The sequence below is a fragment of the Citrobacter sp. Cf125 genome (genome assembly GCF_030333935.1).
Taxonomy (GTDB): Bacteria; Pseudomonadota; Gammaproteobacteria; order Enterobacterales; family Enterobacteriaceae; genus Citrobacter; species Citrobacter freundii.
This window is the reverse complement of record NZ_JAOWEY010000023.1, coordinates 430809-451256: the sequence shown is the minus strand read 5'-3', so window position 1 is coordinate 451256 and position 20448 is coordinate 430809. Positions and strand designations below refer to the sequence as shown.

23 protein-coding genes are annotated in these 20448 nt (G+C 51.7%); 15 read left to right on the top strand and 8 right to left on the bottom strand.

Annotation, left to right across the window (positions count from 1 at the left end):
- Positions 1 to 139 precede the first annotated feature (139 nt).
- A complete protein-coding gene (dkgA, locus tag OGV89_RS12575; protein ID WP_003024520.1) occupies positions 140 to 967 on the bottom strand; it encodes a 2,5-didehydrogluconate reductase DkgA in 828 nt (275 codons plus the stop codon).
- 104 nt (positions 968 to 1071) lie between these two features.
- The gene (gene yqhD / locus OGV89_RS12570) at positions 1072 to 2235 is read right to left on the bottom strand and encodes an alcohol dehydrogenase (RefSeq protein WP_057102146.1); all 1164 of its coding nucleotides are present in this window, start codon (positions 2233 to 2235) and stop codon (positions 1072 to 1074) included.
- Positions 2236 to 2429: 194 nt separating this feature from the next.
- Here yqhD and OGV89_RS12565 point away from each other — a divergent pair, with 194 nt between their 5' ends.
- Positions 2430 to 3329 carry an AraC family transcriptional regulator gene (locus tag OGV89_RS12565; RefSeq protein WP_003024513.1) on the top strand — a complete coding sequence of 300 codons (900 nt, stop codon included), beginning with the start codon at positions 2430 to 2432 and terminating at the stop codon, positions 3327 to 3329.
- 73 nt (positions 3330 to 3402) lie between these two features.
- Here the strand turns inward: OGV89_RS12565 and yghB are convergent, their stop codons facing one another.
- A complete protein-coding gene (gene yghB / locus OGV89_RS12560) occupies positions 3403 to 4062 on the bottom strand; it encodes a DedA family general envelope maintenance protein YghB (protein ID WP_003024510.1) in 660 nt (219 codons plus the stop codon).
- Positions 4063 to 4193: 131 nt separating this feature from the next.
- A complete protein-coding gene (gene metC, locus OGV89_RS12555; protein ID WP_003024509.1) occupies positions 4194 to 5381 on the bottom strand; it encodes a cystathionine beta-lyase in 1188 nt (395 codons plus the stop codon).
- Between the two features lie 250 nt (positions 5382 to 5631).
- Here metC and exbB point away from each other — a divergent pair, with 250 nt between their 5' ends.
- Complete coding sequence (gene exbB / locus OGV89_RS12550) at positions 5632 to 6366, top strand: tol-pal system-associated acyl-CoA thioesterase (protein WP_003024507.1); 735 nt, start codon at positions 5632 to 5634, stop codon at positions 6364 to 6366.
- 6 nt (positions 6367 to 6372) lie between these two features.
- Positions 6373 to 6798, top strand: a complete 426-nt coding sequence (gene exbD, locus OGV89_RS12545) for a TonB system transport protein ExbD (protein WP_003024505.1) — start codon at positions 6373 to 6375, stop codon at positions 6796 to 6798.
- Between the two features lie 77 nt (positions 6799 to 6875).
- Here the strand turns inward: exbD and OGV89_RS12540 are convergent, their stop codons facing one another.
- Both OGV89_RS12540 and OGV89_RS12535 read right to left on the bottom strand, forming a co-directional pair.
- The gene (locus OGV89_RS12540) at positions 6876 to 7283 is read right to left on the bottom strand and encodes a hypothetical protein (protein ID WP_003838178.1); all 408 of its coding nucleotides are present in this window, start codon (positions 7281 to 7283) and stop codon (positions 6876 to 6878) included.
- A 1-nt stretch (position 7284) separates the two neighbouring features.
- Positions 7285 to 7689: a hypothetical protein gene (locus OGV89_RS12535; RefSeq protein WP_286558704.1), complete on the bottom strand. Its 405-nt coding sequence runs from the start codon at positions 7687 to 7689 to the stop codon at positions 7285 to 7287.
- Positions 7690 to 7793: 104 nt separating this feature from the next.
- On the opposite strand from OGV89_RS12535, the gene OGV89_RS12530 reads away from it, so the two are divergent.
- On the top strand, positions 7794 to 8297 hold the full coding sequence (locus tag OGV89_RS12530) for an ESA_00282 family adhesion-associated protein (protein ID WP_044713736.1): 504 nt from the start codon (positions 7794 to 7796) through the stop codon (positions 8295 to 8297).
- Between the two features lie 70 nt (positions 8298 to 8367).
- On the opposite strand, the gene OGV89_RS12525 is transcribed toward OGV89_RS12530, so the two are convergent.
- Positions 8368 to 9408, bottom strand: coding sequence for an aldo/keto reductase (locus OGV89_RS12525; RefSeq protein WP_003024497.1), 1041 nt, complete (start codon positions 9406 to 9408; stop codon positions 8368 to 8370).
- Between the two features lie 155 nt (positions 9409 to 9563).
- Here OGV89_RS12525 and yghX point away from each other — a divergent pair, with 155 nt between their 5' ends.
- From yghX to hybG, 11 genes are all read left to right on the top strand, one after another.
- A complete protein-coding gene (gene yghX / locus OGV89_RS12520) occupies positions 9564 to 10451 on the top strand; it encodes a YghX family hydrolase (protein WP_032937394.1) in 888 nt (295 codons plus the stop codon).
- A gap of 215 nt (positions 10452 to 10666) precedes the next feature.
- Positions 10667 to 12307: a methyl-accepting chemotaxis protein gene (locus OGV89_RS12515; protein WP_119174546.1), complete on the top strand. Its 1641-nt coding sequence runs from the start codon at positions 10667 to 10669 to the stop codon at positions 12305 to 12307.
- 84 nt (positions 12308 to 12391) lie between these two features.
- Positions 12392 to 12679: a DUF2623 family protein gene (locus OGV89_RS12510; RefSeq protein ID WP_003838189.1), complete on the top strand. Its 288-nt coding sequence runs from the start codon at positions 12392 to 12394 to the stop codon at positions 12677 to 12679.
- A gap of 188 nt (positions 12680 to 12867) precedes the next feature.
- Entirely contained in the window at positions 12868 to 13986 is a 1119-nt protein-coding gene (gene hybO / locus OGV89_RS12505; protein WP_003024486.1) for a hydrogenase 2 small subunit, read from the top strand.
- Positions 13987 to 13988: 2 nt separating this feature from the next.
- On the top strand, positions 13989 to 14975 hold the full coding sequence (gene hybA / locus OGV89_RS12500; protein ID WP_003828357.1) for a hydrogenase 2 operon protein HybA: 987 nt from the start codon (positions 13989 to 13991) through the stop codon (positions 14973 to 14975).
- Positions 14965 to 16143 (top strand): Ni/Fe-hydrogenase cytochrome b subunit, encoded by a 1179-nt coding sequence (gene hybB / locus OGV89_RS12495; protein ID WP_003024479.1) that lies wholly within the window; start codon positions 14965 to 14967, stop codon positions 16141 to 16143. Before hybA ends, hybB begins: the two co-directional genes overlap by 11 nt.
- Positions 16140 to 17843, top strand: a complete 1704-nt coding sequence (gene hybC, locus OGV89_RS12490; protein ID WP_003024476.1) for a hydrogenase 2 large subunit — start codon at positions 16140 to 16142, stop codon at positions 17841 to 17843. Before hybB ends, hybC begins: the two co-directional genes overlap by 4 nt.
- Complete coding sequence (locus OGV89_RS12485) at positions 17843 to 18337, top strand: HyaD/HybD family hydrogenase maturation endopeptidase (protein ID WP_003024473.1); 495 nt, start codon at positions 17843 to 17845, stop codon at positions 18335 to 18337. The genes hybC and OGV89_RS12485 overlap by 1 nt, the downstream gene beginning before the upstream one ends.
- Complete coding sequence (hybE, locus tag OGV89_RS12480) at positions 18330 to 18818, top strand: hydrogenase-2 assembly chaperone (protein ID WP_003846342.1); 489 nt, start codon at positions 18330 to 18332, stop codon at positions 18816 to 18818. The genes OGV89_RS12485 and hybE overlap by 8 nt, the downstream gene beginning before the upstream one ends.
- Positions 18811 to 19152, top strand: a complete 342-nt coding sequence (gene hypA / locus OGV89_RS12475; RefSeq protein ID WP_003024462.1) for a hydrogenase maturation nickel metallochaperone HypA — start codon at positions 18811 to 18813, stop codon at positions 19150 to 19152. Before hybE ends, hypA begins: the two co-directional genes overlap by 8 nt.
- A 30-nt stretch (positions 19153 to 19182) precedes the next feature.
- Positions 19183 to 19431, top strand: coding sequence for a hydrogenase maturation factor HybG (gene hybG / locus OGV89_RS12470; RefSeq protein ID WP_003024459.1), 249 nt, complete (start codon positions 19183 to 19185; stop codon positions 19429 to 19431).
- Between the two features lie 95 nt (positions 19432 to 19526).
- Here hybG and yghU read toward each other — a convergent pair whose 3' ends face one another.
- Positions 19527 to 20393, bottom strand: a complete 867-nt coding sequence (gene yghU / locus OGV89_RS12465) for a glutathione-dependent disulfide-bond oxidoreductase (RefSeq protein WP_003846344.1) — start codon at positions 20391 to 20393, stop codon at positions 19527 to 19529.
- Positions 20394 to 20448 lie beyond the last annotated feature (55 nt).

Below are 20448 nucleotides of genomic sequence, written 5' to 3'. Positions count from 1 at the left end.
TATTTGATAATTAACAGGTTATGTTGCGCAATGCTGCTCCAGTGACTGCAAGAAATACAACAATATATGTGCGTGAATTGTTTCCTGATATTTCAAATCAGTAAAGGCCCGACGAGAGTGTCGGGCTGGAGGGAAGGGGTTAACCGCCGAACTGGTCCGGGTCTGGCCCCAGACGCTTGCCCTGATCGAGTTTCGCGATTTCGCCTAATTCATCTTTATCCAGGCGGAAGTCCCAGACGTTAAAGTTTTCTGCGATACGCGCAGGGGTGACCGATTTCGGAATCACCACCAGGCCGCTATCCAGATGCCAGCGGATGACAATCTGCGCCGGTGATTTGCCATATTTCTCTGCGAGGTCACGGATTATCTTTTGATCGAAGACGTCTTTGCCGCCCTGCGCCAGCGGGCTCCAGGATTCGGTCTGGATTTTATGTGTGGCGTTCCAGGCGTGCAGTTGGCGCTGCTGCATGAGCGGGTGAAGTTCTATCTGATTAATCACCGGAGGTACGCCGGTTTCATCCATCAGCCGCTGGAGATGGTTGATCTGAAAGTTGCACACGCCGATGCTCTTAATCAGCCCTTCTTTTTGCAGGTCGATCATGTTTTCCCACGCTTCAACGTAGTGGTCGATCGCCGGAACTGGCCAGTGCATCAGGTACAGATCGAGGTAATCAAGCTGGAGTTTCTCCATGCTTTCGAGCAAGGCTTCCCGGGGGCGTTTCTGGTCATCATTCCACAGCTTGGTGGTAATGAATAACTCTTCCCGTGGCACGCCTGCGTCACGTATTGCTTTGCCGACACCTTCTTCATTTTTGTACGCTGCCGCGGTATCAATTGAGCGATACCCCACTTCCAGCGCTTTATGAATGGCAGTGATGACTTCTTCGTTGCTTGCCTTCCAGACCCCCAGGCCCAGTTGCGGCATGACGTTACCATCCTGTAGTTTGATAATGGTTGGAGTGGTCATAATTCCTCCCCTTAATGACTGTCACCGGAACATACTCCGGTGACATAGGTGTGACTTAAGTCTGGTATAAATACCCAAAAACGAAAGGCGGAGGTTAAAAAACCTTAGCGGGCAGCTTCGTAAATCCGACGGCTGACCTCAAGCGTAATGTCCTGATGTTCGCCCAGTTTCGTACCGCCATGCGCTTGCAGTTTTTCCAGCAGCGCCGGGATGGAGCTACCGTCCAGACCGTAGTCAGAGAGGCGAGTCGGTACGCCCATTTGTTCGAAGAAAGCGCGGGTTGCGGCAATTGCGGCGTCGATGCGCTGGTCATCGCTTCCTTCGGTGATATTCCAGATACGCTCTGCGTATTGCAGCAGTTTGGCACGCTTGGTATCACGTTTTTCATTCCACAGCGCAGGCAGAACGATGGCCAGTGTTTGAGCATGATCCAGACCGTGCATTGCAGTCAGCTCATGGCCCAGCATATGCGTTGCCCAGTCCTGCGGTACCCCTGCGCCAATCAGACCGTTCAGCGCCTGGGTTGCCGCCCACATGACGTTCGCACGCACGTTGTAGTTTTCCGGCTCCTGCAAGGCTTTCGGACCTTCTTCTACCAGTGTGAGCAGAATGCCTTCGGCAAAGCGATCCTGAATTTTCCCGTCGACCGGATAAGTCACATACTGCTCAACGGTATGAACGAACGCATCCACGACGCCGTTTGCAACCTGACGTGGCGGCAGGGTGTAGGTGTAAACCGGATCCAGTACGGCAAATACTGGCTGCACAAACGGGGTCATAAAGGCCAGTTTATCGCCGGTGGTTTTACGCGAAATTACCGCGCCGGAGTTAGATTCAGAGCCGGTTGCAGGCAGGGTTAATACGGAGCCCATCGGGATGGCACTTGTTACGTCGTTGCCGTGGGTTTCCAGAATGCGCCATGGATCGATGCCGTCAGCGTACTGTGCAGCAGCCGCGATGAATTTGGTGCCGTCCAGCACGGAGCCGCCGCCTACTGCCAGCAGAAACGTCACTTTCTCATCACGCACGACTTTTACCGCGTTCATCAGCGTTTCATAAGATGGGTTTGGCTCGATACCGCCAAACTCCAGCACGTCCAGACCTTTCAGCGCGTCCTGAACCTGTGCCAGGACACCTGTTTTTTTCACGCTGCCGCCGCCGTAAGTAACCAGTACGCGAGCGTCCTGAGGAATTTGATCGCGCAGCTCAGCAATCGCGCCTTTACCAAACAAAATACGTGTTGGGGTATGGAGATTAAAGTTGTTCATTGCTCGTTCCCTTTGGTGGGTAATAAAAGAGGGCAGGAGAGTGTCTGCCGGATGATGAACATTGTGGTCGCCCGCCGCGCTGCTCTCAATGCTCATTTCTGCCGATGTCTTGCCCATTTCTACAGACTGCTGGAGAAAACGGATAAATCTGCGCATTATGTCAGGGTCGAAAAACGATAATGAAATGGTGCCCAATGAACCGTGATGAGATCTGCCTTCTGCTGACAGATAAAATTAAGCATCTGAAAAACAATGAAAATAAACTTAACGAACTGCTGCCAGATGTCCGCCTGCTACACGGTACGGAGCCGGCGGCGCGTACACCAGTCATGTATCAGCCAGGCATCATATTTCTCTTTTCGGGACATAAAATTGGTTACATTAATGAGCGCGTATTTCGCTATGACGCCAACGAATACCTGCTGCTAACCGTACCTTTACCCTTCGAATGTGAAACGTATGCGACGCCGGAGGTTCCTCTGGCCGGTATTTACCTGAATGTCGATATCCTGCAATTGCAGGAGCTGTTGATGGACATTGGGGAAGACGAGCTGTTCCAGCCCGCTATGGCTGCCAGTGGGATTAACTCTGCGACGCTCTCAGACGAAATTCTCTGTGCTGCTGAGCGCCTGCTGGATGTGATGGAGCGACCGCTGGATGCGCGTATTCTGGGGAAACAGATCATTCGCGAAATCCTCTACCATGTGCTGACAGGGCCGCGTGGTGGCGCGTTACTTGCGCTGGTAAGTCGCCAGACGCATTTCAGTTTGATAAGCCGGGTACTCAAGCGGATTGAAACCAAATACACCGAAAACCTCAATGTAGAACAGCTGGCGGCAGAGGCGAACATGAGCGTATCGGCGTTTCATCATAATTTTAAAGCGGTGACCAGTACCTCGCCGCTGCAATATCTGAAGAGCTATCGCCTGCATAAAGCACGGATGATGATGATCCACGATGGAATGAAGGCCAGTGCGGCTGCAATGCGCGTCGGCTATGAGAGCGCATCGCAATTCAGTCGGGAGTTCAAACGTTTCTTTGGCGTAACGCCGGGGGAAGATGCGGCAAGAATTCGTATGATGCAGGGGAGTTGATTTCTTGTCGGCTTTAAAGCTAGCTGTGCGCCATCAATGAAATGCCGGAGTGACTCCGGCATACGGCTAATACTCAGGCGCTACAGTATTTTTTTTTAATCACCACGAACAGCGTTCCCAACAGACCTGCGGTTAACAGGGCAATTGGCAGGATCATTAAAAAGGTCATCACCTGATCTTCATGACGTTTGACGAACGGGATCATACTCAGCGCATAGCCGAAACTGGTAACGACGGTGACCCACAGCAGTCCGCTCAGCCAGTTAAAAAACTGGAACCGACGGTTAGGAAGCCCTGAAATGCCCGCCATCGTTGGCAGCAAGGTACGGACGAACGCCAGGAAACGCCCGGCAAGCAGCGCCATCAACCCGTGTTGGTCAAACATGCAGGTAGCGCGTTGATGGTATTTTTCAGGTAATTGCGCCAGCCAGCCTTTCACCGTGCGCGTGTTGCCCAGCCAGCGTCCCTGAATGTAGCTCAGCCAGCAGCCCAGACTGGCTGCGGCAGTCAGAATAGCTATGGTAGGTAAAAAACTCATCACGTCCTGAGCGATCAGCGCTCCTGCCAGTAATAACAGGCTGTCTCCGGGTAAAAAGGAGGCGGGCAGCAGGCCATTTTCTAAAAACAGTGTGGCGAACATGACGAAGTACACCACGCTCACAACGTGCGGATCCGCCAGTGCGGCAAAATCGTGTTGCCAGAGCGCGGAGACAATATCTTGAATGACTACCATGGACTTTCCTGTGGAACAGCGTTTATATGTGGATTGTACTCCTGAATTGCCCGGGATGCCTTGATCCCGGACGCAACAATTGCAGACTTTTCCACCAGAAGTGTCTGCATATATGTCCATCTGTGGCAATTTTACTCGATTCGGGCAAATCCTGCGGCCAAATCGGCAATCAGATCGTCAACATTCTCTAAACCAATATGCAAACGGATGAGCGTTCCGCTGAAGTCCACCTCGCCTTGCGGACGGATTGCCGCAATGTGTTCCGGCTGGTTGGCGAGAATCAGCGACTCAAAACCGCCCCAGGAGTAGGCCATGCTGAACAGGCTGAAGTGATCCAGATACGCGGCCAGCTCCTCATTATTGAGTTTCTTATTCAATACAAAGGAGAACAGGCCGCTGCTGCCGGTGAAATCACGTTTCCAGAATTCATGCCCTTTACTGCCGGGCAGTGCCGGGTGGTTCACACGGGCGACCTGCGGATGGCTGGCCAGCCACTCGGCGACCTTTAAGCTGCTTTCATGGTGCTGACGCAGGCGTACACTCAGCGTACGCAGCCCACGGCTGGTCATATAGGCGGTATCGGCGTCCAGCATTTGCCCCATCAGATACGCATTTTCGCGAAGTTGATCCCAGCAGCGGGCATTAGATACCGCCGTTCCGACCATGCCGTCGGAATGGCCAATCAGATATTTGGTGCCTGCCTGAATAGAAATATCGATACCAAAATCCAGCGCTTTGAACAGCACCCCGGCAGCCCAGGTGTTATCAATCATGATGATTGCGTCAGGTGCTACGCTTCTGACTGCGGCAACAATAGCCGGAACATCATGCACTTCCATGGTGACAGAACCGGGCGACTCCAGAAATACGACTTTGGTGTTCGGCTGCATGTGCTTCACAATATCGGCGCCAATCAGCGGATCGAACCAGCCGGTGGACACGCCAAGCTTGCCGAGAATTTTGGTGCAGAAATCCTGACTGGGTTCATAGGCGGTATTGGTCATCAGCACATGATCGCCTTGCTCCACAAAAGCGAGGATGGTGTTGGCAACGGCAGCCGCACCGCAAGGGAACAAGGCGCAACCCGCGCCGCCTTCCAGTTCGCACATCGCTTCCTGCAGAGAGAAATGCGTCAGGGTTCCGCGACGTCCATAGAAAAGCGCACCGTTGGCACGGTTGTGTGTGGCCTGCTTTTTGGCCTCCACGGTGTCAAACACCAGCGAAGAAGCGCGCTGGATCACGCTATTTACCGAGCCCAGCGTGTATTTTTTACTGCGTCCTGCGTGAACGAGCTTGGTTTCAAGTTGCTTATCTGCCATGTTGTCTTACCTGTTTTTATACGTCTGGATGTCTAAACTACCATGAATCAAAGATGACGCATCCTGCAGAACGGTCATACAGTAGAAAATAATCTCAAAATGCTTCTGGTGACTTTTTTACTGCGTAAGCGCAAGGAAAAGAAACCAAAGGTGCGGCAATATGTAAATAGTAATGAGAACGACTATCAATTCGACGTCTTTTTGATATCATTACGCTCAGATTTTGTGATTTGCGTCCTGGAGATACAGAGTGGGTAATAATTTGATGCAGACGGATCTTTCCGTCTGGGGTATGTATCAGCACGCCGATATCGTGGTTAAGTGCGTGATGATTGGGCTGATTTTGGCGTCAGTGGTCACCTGGGCTATCTTCTTTAGTAAGAGCCTTGAGTTCTTTACTCAGAAACGCCGCCTTAAGCGTGAACAGCAACTGCTGGCGGAAGCCCGCTCTTTAGATCAGGCAAGTGAGATTGCCGCAGGATTCGATGGCAAAAGCCTGGGCGCACAGTTGATTAACGAAGCGCAAAACGAGCTGGAACTGTCAGAAGGCAGTGACGATAACGAAGGCATTAAAGAGCGTACCGGCTTCCGTCTGGAGCGTCGTGTGGCGGCGGTAGGTCGTCATATGGGACGTGGTAACGGATACCTGGCCACCATCGGGGCTATCTCTCCATTCGTCGGTCTGTTCGGTACCGTATGGGGCATCATGAATAGCTTCATCGGGATTGCACAAACTCAAACGACCAACCTGGCCGTTGTTGCGCCGGGTATCGCAGAAGCGCTGTTAGCGACCGCAATTGGTCTGGTCGCAGCAATTCCAGCGGTTGTTATCTACAACATTTTCGCACGTCAGATTGGCAGCTATAAAGCGATGCTGGGTGACGTCGCGGCACAGGTGCTGTTACTGCAAAGTCGCGATCTGGACCTGAACGCAAGCGCATCCGCGCATCCGGTACGTGCAGCGCAGAAATTACGTGTAGGATAATGTTCCATGGCAATGAGCTTTAATGAAAACCTGGACGATAACGGTGAAATGCATGAAATCAACGTGACGCCGTTTATCGACGTTATGTTGGTTTTATTGATCATTTTTATGGTGGCCGCACCGTTGGCAACGGTGGATGTGAAAGTGAATCTTCCTGCCTCCACCAGCACGCCGCAGCCGCGTCCGGAAAAGCCGGTTTACCTGTCTGTTAAAGCCGATAAAAGTATGTTTATTGGCAACAATCAGGTGACGGATGACACCATGATTAGCGAGTTAAATGCACTGACAGATGGGAAGAAAGACACCACCATTTTCTTCCGGGCAGATAAAACCGTTGATTATGAGACCATGATGAAGGTTATGGATACGCTGCATCAGGCGGGCTTCCTGAAGATTGGTCTGGTTGGCGAAGAGACTGTGAAAGCGAAGTAATCCTCCTCATTGCCGGGTAATGGTTGCCGCCTTACCCGGCGTGCATCTCCTGATTCAACTCTCTCGCATACCTGTTCTTATCTGTTCTCGTCTAACGCGACCGTGGTTATCCTGGTGGGTTCGTAGTTCCCTTCAGACAGCTTTCGTGTCAGGCGTAAGGTGGCCGTTTCCCGTGCGAGTATATGCTGGTAGGTGCTTTCCAGTCGGGCCATGATTTTGTCCCGCAGTTCTGGTTGCTGCTCCATAATGGCTTCGATCGCGGCACCGTAGATCTCTTCTTTAGCCTGTAGCGTGTAAATTTCACGCCGATTTTGCCATTTCATCCGCACCAGTGCAGCGGGAATAGAGACTATCTCCTGAGCAACGCTTTCCAGCGTCGCGTTTTTATTGGCAATCAACACGGCTAAATTTTGCTTTAAGACAAACTCATCGCTTTTATGGTTATCTAAAGCCAAATAAACATTGTTATCCTCAACATCTTTCATTTTATTTCTTTTCCAGATAATAAAAAATAGGGTCGCTGGTTTCACGCGTAATTAAATTAAGCCAAATTTTGTTGCCCTGTTCATTTATGATGGCTGTTTTTTGAGTCAAAATTTTACTTAATTCTTGTGCGTTAATATCGCCTTCTGCTTGTAGTGAATTGAGCAGGCGAGAGAATGACTCAATTTTTGCTGCACGAAACAGACGCTCTTTTAAATGACGGTCGCACTCTTCAAATAGCATATTTCGTGACTGACCGGTAGCCGTTGAGCTAATCAAAATATCGGATTCGTAATCGCTTAATGTTCTCTTTCCCTGAGTCAAATTTTCACTATTATCTACGGGATTGGTATTGGTAGCGGGGCTGGATAAGTGAAAGTGCGAGGGAACAAGATGCTCGGGAAGCATGTTGAAATATCCTTTGATGCCAATGATATGTTGTTTTAAATAAACCAGGCCGCGTTGACAATAGCATGGCGTAATTTTAAAATCAAAAAAAATGGAGCCAGTATATGAACAGTATATTTTATTCTGTTATTACCCTGCTATTGCTGACCTGCGGGGTACTTTTGTTAATGCGCAGTGCAAATAAAAACCGACATACCGAAAATGGGCACTCTGAAAACCAGCCGGAAATGCTGAGTAAAGAAGAAGGCGAGGACCATTTCTCGGTATTGATGAATTCGATTACGCCGGTCTGGTATTGGCGCGTTAATCACGAATATATCGATTTTATCCACTCCACGATCAAGCGGATGACAATGGTGGAGTTGAATGAGACACCTGGATTATTTGATGCGCAGCGGCGTTGTAGCGATCTCAACTCTGCGGTGTATAAATATTACGACAATATTAAAAAGCGCTGTTTGAGCGGTGAGAAGGTCCCGCATGCCGACCTGGACGTGCTCAACCTGCGTCAGTGTTTCAGGGAGTTCAGTCTGGAGGCTTATCCCGCGCTTGTCGCGCTGGTGTGGCCGGAGTATCAACGCCCGGAGATCAAAGCGGAAGAGGTGTGAAGGGGACTGTTTGGCCCGTATTACGTGCCGGGGAGGCTAACGCTGTCACCCGGCACGATGTTACATACGGCTATTTGTCAGATGAGGCCTGCCACAGGTTCAGCTTACCGTCCGCGACGTGCTTATCGATCTGCGCCAGTTCTTCGGTGCTGAACGTCAGGTTCGCCAACGCCTGAACGTTTTCCTCCAGTTGCTCCGGTCGACTGGCGCCAATTAATACCGAAGTCACCCGGTTGTCTTTTAGCAGCCAGCTTAAGGCCATTTGTGCCATCGACTGTCCACGCTGTTGCGCCATCTCATTGAGCAACCGCAGGCTGTTAAGATTCTCTTCCGTCAGCATATTTTCCGTCAGCCCACGAACTTTTTTCCCTTCACGCTGCATGCGTGAACCTTCCGGAATGCCGTTGAGGTATTTCCCCGTCAGCAGTCCCTGAGCCAGTGGCGTAAAGGCGATGCAGCCCATGCCATTGGATTCCAGCGTATCCAGCAGGCCGCTGCTGTCTACCCAGCGGTTAAGCAGGTTGTAAGACGGTTGGTGGATCAGCAGGGGAATTTTCCATTCCCGCATCAGCTCGGCCATTTTCTGCGTACGCTCTGGCGAATAGGATGAGATGCCGACATACAGCGCTTTGCCGCTCTGTACGGCGTGGGCCAGGGCTGAGGCGGTCTCTTCCATTGGCGTATTTTCGTCGACGCGGTGCGAGTAGAAGATATCGACATAGTCGAGGCCCATGCGTTTCAGGCTCTGATCGAGGCTGGCGAGCAGGTATTTGCGCGAACCGCCAGAACCGTATGGCCCTGGCCACATGTCATAGCCTGCCTTGGTGGAGATAATCAGTTCATCGCGATAGTGTGCAAAATCCTCGCGCAGTAATCGGCCAAAATTCTCTTCTGCGCTGCCTGGTGGCGGCCCATAGTTATTGGCTAAATCAAAATGCGTGATGCCTAAATCAAATGCTTTACGCAACAGGGCTCGCTGTGAATCCAGCGCCTGAACGTGCCCAAAACTGTGCCATAAACCCAGCGATAGAGCGGGTAAGCGCAAACCGCTGCGCCCACAGTAGCGATAGAGCATCTGTTCGTAACGTTCAGGATTGGCAAACCAGGCCATGAGATCTCCTTAGTGCAGGTGAATTTCGAAACAACGTTTCTATTCTAGCGGGTTCACGGTGAATATCCCGTTCACCAGGTCACACTGAGATGAAAAACTGGGCAAAAACAGGTCACTGTGCTTTGCTTAAAAAAACATCAATCAGGAGTGCGACGATGCCGCGTTTGACTGCCAAAGATTTTCCGCAAGAACTGCTCGACTACTATGACTATTACGCTCATGGCAAAATAACGAAACGCGAGTTTCTCAATATGGCAGCGAAATATGCAGTGGGTGGCATGACGGCATTGGCCTTATTCAATTTATTGAAACCCAACTACGCTCTCGCAATGCAGGTAGAATTTACCGATCCCGATATTCTGGCGGAATATATTACCTATCCCTCGCCTGAAGGTCATGGTGATGTGCGGGGGTATTTGGTTAAACCAACGAAGGTGACGCGGAAAGTTCCGGCGGTGGTGGTAGTGCATGAGAATCGTGGGCTGAATCCGTATATTGAAGATGTGGCGCGACGGGTGGCGAAGGCGGGCTTTATGGCACTCGCGCCTGATGGGTTAAGTTCGGTAGGGGGATACCCAGGCAATGATGATAAAGGTCGGGAATTGCAGCAGCAGGTTGACCCCGTAAAGTTAATGAACGACTTTTTTGCCGCCATTGAATTTATGCAGCATTATTCAGGGACGACGGGAAAGGTAGGTATCACCGGATTTTGCTATGGTGGTGGTGTGTCGAATGCCGCAGCTGTGGCTTTCCCTGAACTGGCCTGCGCGGTGCCTTTTTATGGGCGTCAGGTTCCTGCATCAGATGTCCCTAAAATAAGCGCGCCTTTATTACTGCACTATGCGCAATTAGATACCCGAATTAATGAGGGATGGCCTGCATATGAAGCGGCGCTAAAGGCGAATAAGAAAGTCTATGAAGCATATATCTACCCCGGTGTTAATCATGGCTTTCACAATGATTCTACCCCTCGTTATGATAAAGCTACCGCTGAATTAGCCTGGGAACGTACCCTTGCGTGGTTTGATAAATATTTGCGATAGAAAACAATAGATTATTTAATGCTTTTAATTAATTACCTGAATAATAATGCTACCTAATTTCATTAGCATTCATATTGATATAGGGTGGAGAGATAGTGGATGTACTTAAGAAAGTAAAAAAATAAAGAACGCATTATATCTTCTCTACTGCCTGCCGATAACAAGGATAAGTATCGCCTGATGGCGAATTCCTCATCAACGGCAAGGAAATTATTATGCGTTTGCTGAAAAACTTCACTATTCGTATTGTCATGTTGGCAATACTGGGACTTTTCTGCCTGCTCTGGTCGGGCGTGGGTTTATTCAGTCTTCATTCGTTATCAAAAATATCTGAAGGCAATGATATTGACCGCCATCTTGTCCATCAGATGACGGTTCTCAGTCAGGGTAACGATCAGTACTTTCGCTTCGTAACGCGCTTAAGTCGCGCCATGGATGTCAAAATGAGCGGCGGAACGCCTGATTTTGCGCCGGCGCAGCAGTCCCTGGAGAATATGAGTAAAAAACTCCAGGAGATGAAAACATTGTCTCCAGGCCCCATGGATCCGGAAGTTGCCGCGGCGGTACTGACGAAGTGGCAGGCGCTGCTGGACAATGGCGTGATCCCGCAAATGCAGTTGGCAAAGCAGGGCACGCTCACGGCCTTTGCGGAACATGCCAGTACCGTTACGCCAGCGTTGAGCCGTGAATTTGGCGCCAGTGCCGAGCGTTTTAACGCCACGGCAGGAGAGCGGCTTGATACCACCCGCGTGATGGTCGATGGCAAAACGTCTATCATCCGAACGTTAATTATCACCGCCGTGATCCTTGGGATTGCCCTCCTCTTCTTTACCGACCGCTACCTTGTTTCCATGATGGTGAAACCGCTGGGACGTATTCGCCAGCAGTTCCAGCAGATTGCGCAGGGCGATCTCAGCCATCCCATTGAAGATTTTGGGCGTAACTGTGTGGGTCAACTGGTGCCGTTACTGTGCGCGATGCAGGACAGCCTGCGCGAAGCCGTCAGTACCATCCGTTCAGGTAGTGACAACATCTGGCGAGGGGCGACGGAAATTTCCACCGGTAATAACGATCTCTCCTCACGTACTGAAGAGCAGGCCGCGGCGCTGGAAGAGACCGCTGCCAGCATGGAGCAACTGACCGCAACGGTAAAACTGAACGCTGAAAATGCGCGTGAAGCCAGCCAGCTTGCCGATACGGCCACAGAAACGGCAGGTAAAGGCAGCACGCTGGTTTCAGAAGTGGTTGAGACGATGGATGGTATTGCCGCCAGCTCTAAACAGATCGCGGAAATCACGTCAGTTATTAATAGTATTGCTTTCCAGACCAATATTCTGGCGCTGAACGCCGCAGTTGAAGCTGCCAGGGCAGGCGAGCAGGGGCGCGGTTTTGCCGTCGTTGCCGGTGAAGTACGCAACCTTGCCAGTCGCAGCGCCGGAGCGGCGAAAGAGATTGAGACGCTAATTGGCGAGTCATCGCGTCGTGTCGACCAGGGGGCTCGTCTGGTTAAAGAAACGGGATTAACCATGGAGGCAATTCTGCGCGGTGCCACCGAAGTGACGGTCATCATGAAGCAAATTGCCTCAGCCTCGGAAGAACAGAATAAGGGCATCTCGCAGGTGAGCGTGGCGATCACGCAGATGGACAGCGTAACGCAACAGAACGCTGCATTGGTAGAGCAAGTCTCCGCCGCTGCCGTGGCGTTGGAACGACAAACAGAGGAACTGCAACGCTCGGTGCAACAGTTCCGCCTCTCAGCGAATGATGTGCAATACGCCGCTGCTAATACTGCTTCCCCTTCAGCAGACAGCAAAACGTCTGCGGCAGCTAAAACGGATGAATGGGTGTCCTTTTAAGCTGGCATAAAAAGTTCGTGATACCTCTGGTCTTTGCTCAAAAAATCGCTATATAATTTATTATATAGCGATTGGGGGTTATGCATGGACAACCATTTTGGAAAAGGCCTGATGGCCGGATTAAACGCCTCAAGTGCGGACAGCGCACGCTCAGTGGCGAATTTTTGTGCGGATTATAAGCGTGGTTTTGTGTTGGGATTTTCACATCGCATGTTTGAAAAAACGGGCGATCGACAGCTTAGCGCGTGGGAAGCGGGCATCCTCACGCGTCGCTATGGACTGGATAAAGAGATGGTTATGGATTTCTTTAGAGAGAATCAATCCAGTACAACAATTCGTTTTTTCATGGCTGGCTATCGACTCGAAGCTTGATCCGAAAGGGGTATTATCTTGCTTTAATTAATTACACTATTGACCTACGCCTTCGTTTTGTTGCTCCGTCGAAGTATTATAATGCACATAACCATATAAAAAGTGTGGTAATGGCGCGCCGATCGCAATATGCAACATGCGAATGGTGCAAAATAAAAGCCAGGTCTTCGCAACGGAATAACTATAAAATGACTGGAGATAACTCTCTCATCAATTCGAGCGGCATTAATCGCCGTGATTTCATGAAGCTTTGTGCAGCACTGGCCGCTACCATGGGGCTCAGTAGCAAAGCCGCCGCAGAAATGGCCGAATCAGTTTCTCGTCCTCAGCGCCCACCGGTTATCTGGATTGGTGCCCAGGAGTGTACGGGTTGTACTGAATCGCTGCTTCGCGCGACACACCCTACAGTGGAAAACCTCGTTCTGGAGACAATCTCTCTGGAATACCATGAGGTGCTCTCTGCCGCCTTCGGCCATCAGGTTGAAGAGAACAAACATAACGCTCTGGAGAAGTACAAAGGGCAATATGTTCTGGTAGTAGATGGTTCTATCCCACTGAAAGATAATGGTATTTACTGCATGGTTGCCGGTGAGCCGATCGTGGATCACATCCGCCGGGCCGCAGAGGGCGCAGCCGCTATCATTGCCATCGGCTCTTGTGCTGCGTGGGGTGGTGTTGCTGCCGCTGGCGTTAACCCAACGGGTGCCGTCGGCCTGCAAGAAGTTCTGCCAGGCAAAACCATCATCAACATCCCCGGCTGTCCGCCGAACCCGCATAACTTCCTCGCAACGGTCGCCCATATCATCACTTACGGTAAGCCGCCGAAGCTGGATACCAAAAACCGTCCGACATTCGCCTATGGCCGTTTGATTCACGAGCACTGCGAACGTCGCCCGCACTTCGATGCTGGTCGTTTTGCGAAAGAGTTTGGCGATGAAGGCCACCGTGAAGGTTGGTGCCTCTACCATCTGGGCTGTAAAGGGCCAGAAACCTACGGCAACTGTTCAACGCTGCAATTCTGCGACGTTGGTGGCGTGTGGCCGGTGGCTATTGGTCACCCTTGCTACGGCTGTAACGAAGAAGGCGTCGGTTTCCATAAAGGTATTCACCAGCTTGCTCATGTGGAAAACCAAACGCCGCGTTCCGAGAAGCCTGACGTCAATATGAAAGAAGGCGGTAATGTATCTGCCGGAGCGATTGGACTGCTGGGTGGCGTAGTAGGACTGGTTGCCGGCGTCAGCGTGATGGCGGTACGTGAACTGGGGCGTCAGCAAAAGAAAGATAACGCTGACTCACGGGGAGAATAACCGTGAACAGACGTAACTTTATTAAAGCAGCCTCCAGCGGGGCATTGCTGTTGGGCGCAGCGCCGTCCATCAGTCATGCGGCTGCAGAAAACCGTCCGCCGATCCCGGGTTCTCTTGGGATGCTCTATGACTCGACGCTGTGCGTAGGCTGCCAGGCCTGTGTCACCAAGTGTCAGGATATCAACTTCCCGGCCCGTAACCCGGAAGGCGAGCAAACCTGGTCGAACAACGACAAACTGTCTCCGTATACCAATAACATCATCCAGGTGTGGCGTAGCGGAACAGGCGTGAACAAAGACCAGGAAGAAAATGGCTACGCATACATCAAGAAACAGTGCATGCACTGTGTTGATCCGAACTGCGTTTCCGTTTGCCCGGTCTCCGCGCTGAAGAAAGATCCGAAAACCGGCATCGTCCATTATGACAAAGACGTCTGCACGGGCTGTCGTTACTGCATGGTCGCCTGCCCGTACAACGTGCCTAAGTACGACTACAACAACCCGTTTGGTGCGCTTCACAAATGTGAACTGTGTAACCAGAAAGGCGTTGAGCGTCTGGACAAAGGCGGTTTGCCGGGTTGTGTTGAAGTGTGCCCAGCCGGTGCGGTGATTTTTGGTACTCGTGAAGAGTTGATGGCTGAGGCGAAAAAACGTCTCGCGCTGAAGCCTGGCAGCGAATACCACTATCCGCGTCAAACGGTGAAAGCAGGCGATACCTATCTGCATACGGTACCGAAGTACTACCCACACCTGTACGGTGAGAAAGAAGGTGGTGGTACACAGGTTATGGTGCTGACGGGTGTTCCTTACGAGGATTTGGATCTGCCGAAGCTGGATGATCTTTCAACTGGTGCGCGTTCCGAACATGTTCAACATTCCCTGTACAAGGGCATGATATTACCCCTGGCTGCGCTGGCGGGCTTAACCGTGCTGGTTCGTCGTAACACGAAAAACGACCATCACGATGGAGGAGACGATCATGAGTCATGATCCTAAACCGCTGGGCGGAAAAATAATCAGCAAACCGGTCATTATTTTTGGGCCGCTTATCGTCCTGTGTATGCTCCTGATCGTGAAACGTCTGGTCTTCGGACTGGGCTCAGTCTCCGATCTGAACGGCGGTTTCCCATGGGGTGTATGGATCGCGTTTGACCTGTTGATTGGTACTGGCTTTGCGTGCGGCGGTTGGGCGCTGGCGTGGGCGGTGTATGTTTTCAACAGAGGACAATACCATCCGCTGGTACGTCCGGCGTTGTTGGCGAGCCTGTTTGGCTACTCGCTGGGTGGTCTGTCAATCACCATCGACGTCGGTCGTTACTGGAACCTGCCGTATTTCTACATTCCGGGTCACTTCAACGTGAATTCGGTACTGTTCGAAACGGCGGTCTGTATGACCATCTATATCGGCATCATGGCGCTGGAATTTGCTCCGGCTCTGTTTGAACGTCTGGGGTGGAAAGTTTCTCTCAAGCGTTTGAATAAAGTGATGTTCTTTGTTATTGCCCTCGGCGCGCTGCTGCCAACCATGCACCAGTCTTCAATGGGTTCATTGATGATTTCTGCGGGTTATAAGGTGCATCCGCTTTGGCAAGCTTATGAAATGTTGCCGCTTTTCTCGGTATTAACCGCCTTTATTATGGGCTTCTCGATCGTCATCTTTGAAGGCTCACTGGTACAAGCGGGTCTGAAAGGTAACGGTCCGGACGAGAAAAGTTTGTTCATCAAGCTGACGAACACCATCAGCGTGCTGCTGGCGATTTTCGTGGTTCTGCGCTTTGGCGAACTGATCTATCGCGACAAGCTGTCGTATGCGTTTGCAGGCGATTTCTACTCAGCCATGTTCTGGCTTGAGGTCGTGCTGATGGTCTTCCCGCTGGTGGTGCTGCGCGTCACTAAGCTGCGTAATGACTCGCGCATGCTGTATCTGTCTGCGCTGAGCGCATTGCTGGGTTGTGCAACATGGCGTCTGTCCTATTCGCTGGTGGCGTTCAATCCTGGTGGTGGCTACCACTACTTCCCGACCTGGGAAGAACTGTTGATTTCTATTGGTTTTGTGGCTATTGAGATTTGTGCATACATCGTACTCATTCGTCTACTGCCGATACTTCCTCCTTTAAAACAAAACGATCAAAATCGTCATGAGGCGAGCAAAGCATGAGCCAGAGAATTACTATTGATCCGGTAACCCGTATTGAGGGTCATTTACGCATCGACTGCGAAATCGAAAATGGCGTGGTATCTAAAGCATGGGCTTCCGGTACCATGTGGCGCGGCATGGAAGAGATCGTGAAAAACCGCGATCCGCGCGATGCCTGGATGATTGTGCAGCGTATCTGTGGCGTTTGTACGACCACTCACGCTATCTCTTCCGTTCGTGCAGCAGAAAGTGCGCTGAATATTGATGTTCCGGTGAACGCACAGTATATCCGTAACATCATTCTGGCCGCGCACACCACGCATGACCACATTGTTCACTTCTATCAGCTGTCTGCGCTGGACTGGGTGGATATCACCTCTGCCCTGAAAGCTGACCCAGCGAAAGCATCTGCCATGCTGAACGGCGTGTCCTCCTGGCACCTGAACAGCGCAGAAGAGTTCACCAAGGTTCAGAACAAGATCAAAGATCTTGTTGCCAGCGGTCAGTTAGGCATTTTTGCTAACGGTTGCTGGGGGCACCCGGCAATGCAGCTGCCGCCGGAAGTAAACCTGATTGCGGTCGCTCACTATCTGCAGGCGCTGGAATGCCAGCGTGATGCCAACCGCGTTGTGGCGCTGTTGGGCGGTAAAACGCCGCACATCCAGAACCTGGCGGTAGGTGGGGTTGCTAACCCGATTAACCTCGACGGTCTTGGCGTGCTGAACCTTGAGCGTCTGATGTACATCAAGTCTTTCATTGATAAGCTGAGCGACTTCGTTGAGCAGGTTTACAAGGTTGATACCGCGGTCATTGCTGCGTTCTACCCTGAATGGCTGGAACGTGGTCAGGGCGCGGTTAACTACCTGAGCGCGCCGGAATTCCCGACTGACGGTAAAAACGGCAGCTTCCTGTTCCCGGGTGGTTACATTACTAATGAAGATCTGTCGACCTATCGTCCGATCACCTCTCACTCCGATGAGTACCTGATCAAAGGGATTCAGGAGAGCGCGAAACACGCGTGGTACAAAGACGAAGCGCCGCAGGCTCCGTGGGAAGGTACAACGGTTCCTGATTACACCGGTTGGTCAGATGACGGCAAGTACTCCTGGGTTAAAGCACCGACCTTCTACGGTAAAACGGTTGAAGTGGGTCCGCTGGCCAACATGCTGTGTAAACTGGCGGCCAAACGCGAGTCTACTCATGCCAAGCTGAATGAAATCATCGCGATTTACACCAAGCTGACCGGTAAAACTATCGAAGTGTCTCAGCTGCACTCTACGCTGGGTCGTATTATTGGCCGTACCGTTCACTGCTGTGAACTGCAGAACGTTCTGCAGGATCAGTACAACGCGCTGATCGTGAACATCGGTAAAGGCGACCATACCACCTTCGTGAAACCGGATATTCCGGCAACGGGCGAATTCAAAGGTGTTGGTTTCCTCGAAGCACCGCGCGGTATGCTGTCTCACTGGATGGTGATTAAAGATGGCATTATCAGCAACTACCAGGCGGTTGTACCGTCAACCTGGAACTCTGGCCCACGTAACTTTAATGATGAAGTGGGACCGTATGAGCGCTCGCTGGTAGGTACGCCGATTGCCGATCCAAACAAACCGCTGGAAGTGGTTCGTACCATTCACTCCTTCGATCCTTGTATGTCATGTGCGGTGCATGTGGTGGACGTTGACGGGAACGAAGTGGTCTCAGTTAAGGTTCTGTAATGCGGATATTAGTCTTAGGGGTCGGCAATATTTTGCTGACCGACGAAGCCATCGGAGTACGTATCGTTGAGGCATTAGAGCAACGGTACATCCTGCCAGACTTTGTTGATGTTCTGGACGGTGGTACGGCTGGGATGGAGCTTCTCGGCGATATGGCGAACAGAGATCATCTGATCATTGCTGACGCCATTGTGTCGAAGAAAAACACGCCAGGAACGATGATGGTCCTGCGGGATGAAGAGATCCCGGCGCTGTTTACCAACAAAATCTCACCGCACCAGCTTGGCCTGGCCGACGTTTTGTCGGCCCTGCGTTTCACCGGAGAGTTTCCGAAAAAGCTGACGTTAGTCGGCATTATTCCGGAATCACTGGAGCCGCATATCGGGCTAACGCCAACGGTCGAAGCGATGATTGAACCTGCACTTGAGCAGGTTCTTGCTGCGCTTCGCGAATCAGGTGTTGAAGCGATCCCTCGGGAGGCAGCTCATGTCTGAGGAGTTTGTCGGTTTTCAGACGGCCCCGAAGATGCAGATTCAGGCAGCATTTGAAGAGGTTGCCCGGCGTTCGATGCACGATCTCTCTTTCTTGCATCCGAATATGCCGGTATATGTCTCTGATTTTTCGCTGTTTGAAGGGCAGTGGACGGGGTGTGTTATCACACCCTGGATGCTCAGCGCACTGATTTTCCCTGGACCAGACCAGGTCTGGCCGGTACGTAAAGTCAGCGAAAAAATCGGGCTGCGTCTGCCGTATGGCGAGATGACCTTTACCGTTGGTGAACTGGAGGGCGTATCACAATACCTTTCCTGTTCACTGATGTCGCCGCTTTCGCACAGCATGTCTGCGCAAGAAGGTGTACGCCTGACTGACGATTGTGCGCGAATGCTGTTATCGCTGCCGGTGAGCGATCCAAATGCGCCGCAGCTCAATCGCCGCGCGCTGCTGCTGGGTCGTCGGAACTGCGAAAATGCATGAGCTGTCCCTTTGTCAGAGCGCGGTTGAGATTGTTCAACAGCAGGCAGAGCAGCACGGTGTCAAGCGTGTAACCGGCGTTTGGCTGGAAATCGGGGCGCTCTCCTGCGTTGAAGAGAGCGCCGTGCGTTTCAGTTTCGACATCGTCTGTCAGGGGACGCTGGCGCAAGGGTGTGAGCTGCATATTGATTACAAGCCAGCCCAGGCATGGTGCTGGGATTGCAGTCAGGTTGTGGAAATCACCCAGCATGATGCGCAGTGTCCACATTGTCAGGGGGATCGTCTGCGAGTTGATGCGGGCGATTCACTGAAAGTGAAAAGTATTGAAGTCGAATAACCCATAGGTTGCTATGGGGCGGAGTCAGATATGTGTATTGGAGTCCCTGGTCAGGTTCTGGCCGTTGGTGAAGATATTCACCAGCTTGCGCAGGTTGAAGTGTGCGGCATCAAACGTGATGTCAATATTGCCCTGATTTGTGAAGGTGATACGGCTGAGCTGGTCGGGCAATGGGTGCTGGTGCACGTAGGGTTCGCCATGAGCATCATTGATGAAGATGAAGCTAAAGCCACGTTAGACGCACTTCGCCGTATGGAGTACGACGTCACCAGCGCGTGATTTTGTGCCGGATGGCGGCGCAAACGCCTTATCCGACCTACGGCATGACATCTTTGTAGGCCTGATAAGACGCCCCGGCGTCGCCATCAGGCATTTTAAGCCTGGCGCTTATCTTCGGTATTGGTATCGAAGTCGCTGGCGTCATGGCGTTCATGAAGCTGCTCGTTCAGCGGTCCGTTGGTACGGTTCACAATACGACCACGCTTAACCGCCGGACGCGCCGCAATCTCTTTTGCCCAGCGCTGCACGTGCTTGTAGCTTCCTGCATCAAGGAACTCTGCCGCGTCGTACACGTTACCCAGAACCACATTGCCAAACCACGGCCAGACTGCCATATCGGCAATGGTGTATTCATCTCCGGCGACAAACTGATGCTGCGCTAACTGTTTATCCAACACGTCAAGTAAGCGCTTGGCTTCCATGGTGAAGCGATTAATCGCGTATTCAATTTTAACCGGCGCATAATTATAGAAGTGACCAAAGCCACCGCCAAGGAACGGAGCAGCACCCTGTAACCAGAACAACCAGTTTAGCGTTTCAGTACGTTTTGCCAAATCCTGCGGCAAGAAATAACCATATTTTTCCGCCAGATAGAGTAGGATTGCGCCAGATTCAAATACGCGAACCGGTGGGTTTTGCGAGTGGTCACGCAGTGCCGGGATCTTCGAGTTCGGATTCACCTCAACAAAGCCGCTGGAAAACTGATCTCCATCGCCGATGCGGATAATCCAGGCATCGTATTCCGCGCCCTTCACGCCCTGCGCCAGCAACTCCTCCAGCATAATCGTCACTTTCTGCCCGTTTGGCGTACCCAGCGAATAGAGCTGCAGGGGATGCTTGCCAACCGGCAGCGTTTTCTCGTGTGTAGCGCCGGAAACAGGGCGGTTGATATTGGCGAATGCGCCGCCGTTCGATTTTTCCCACGTCCAGACTTTCGCGGGCTGATAGGTATTGTCTGACATAGTGACCTGCCTTCTGAGTGGTTGTTTGATGCAGTGTAGCAGCCTGGTAGAACTC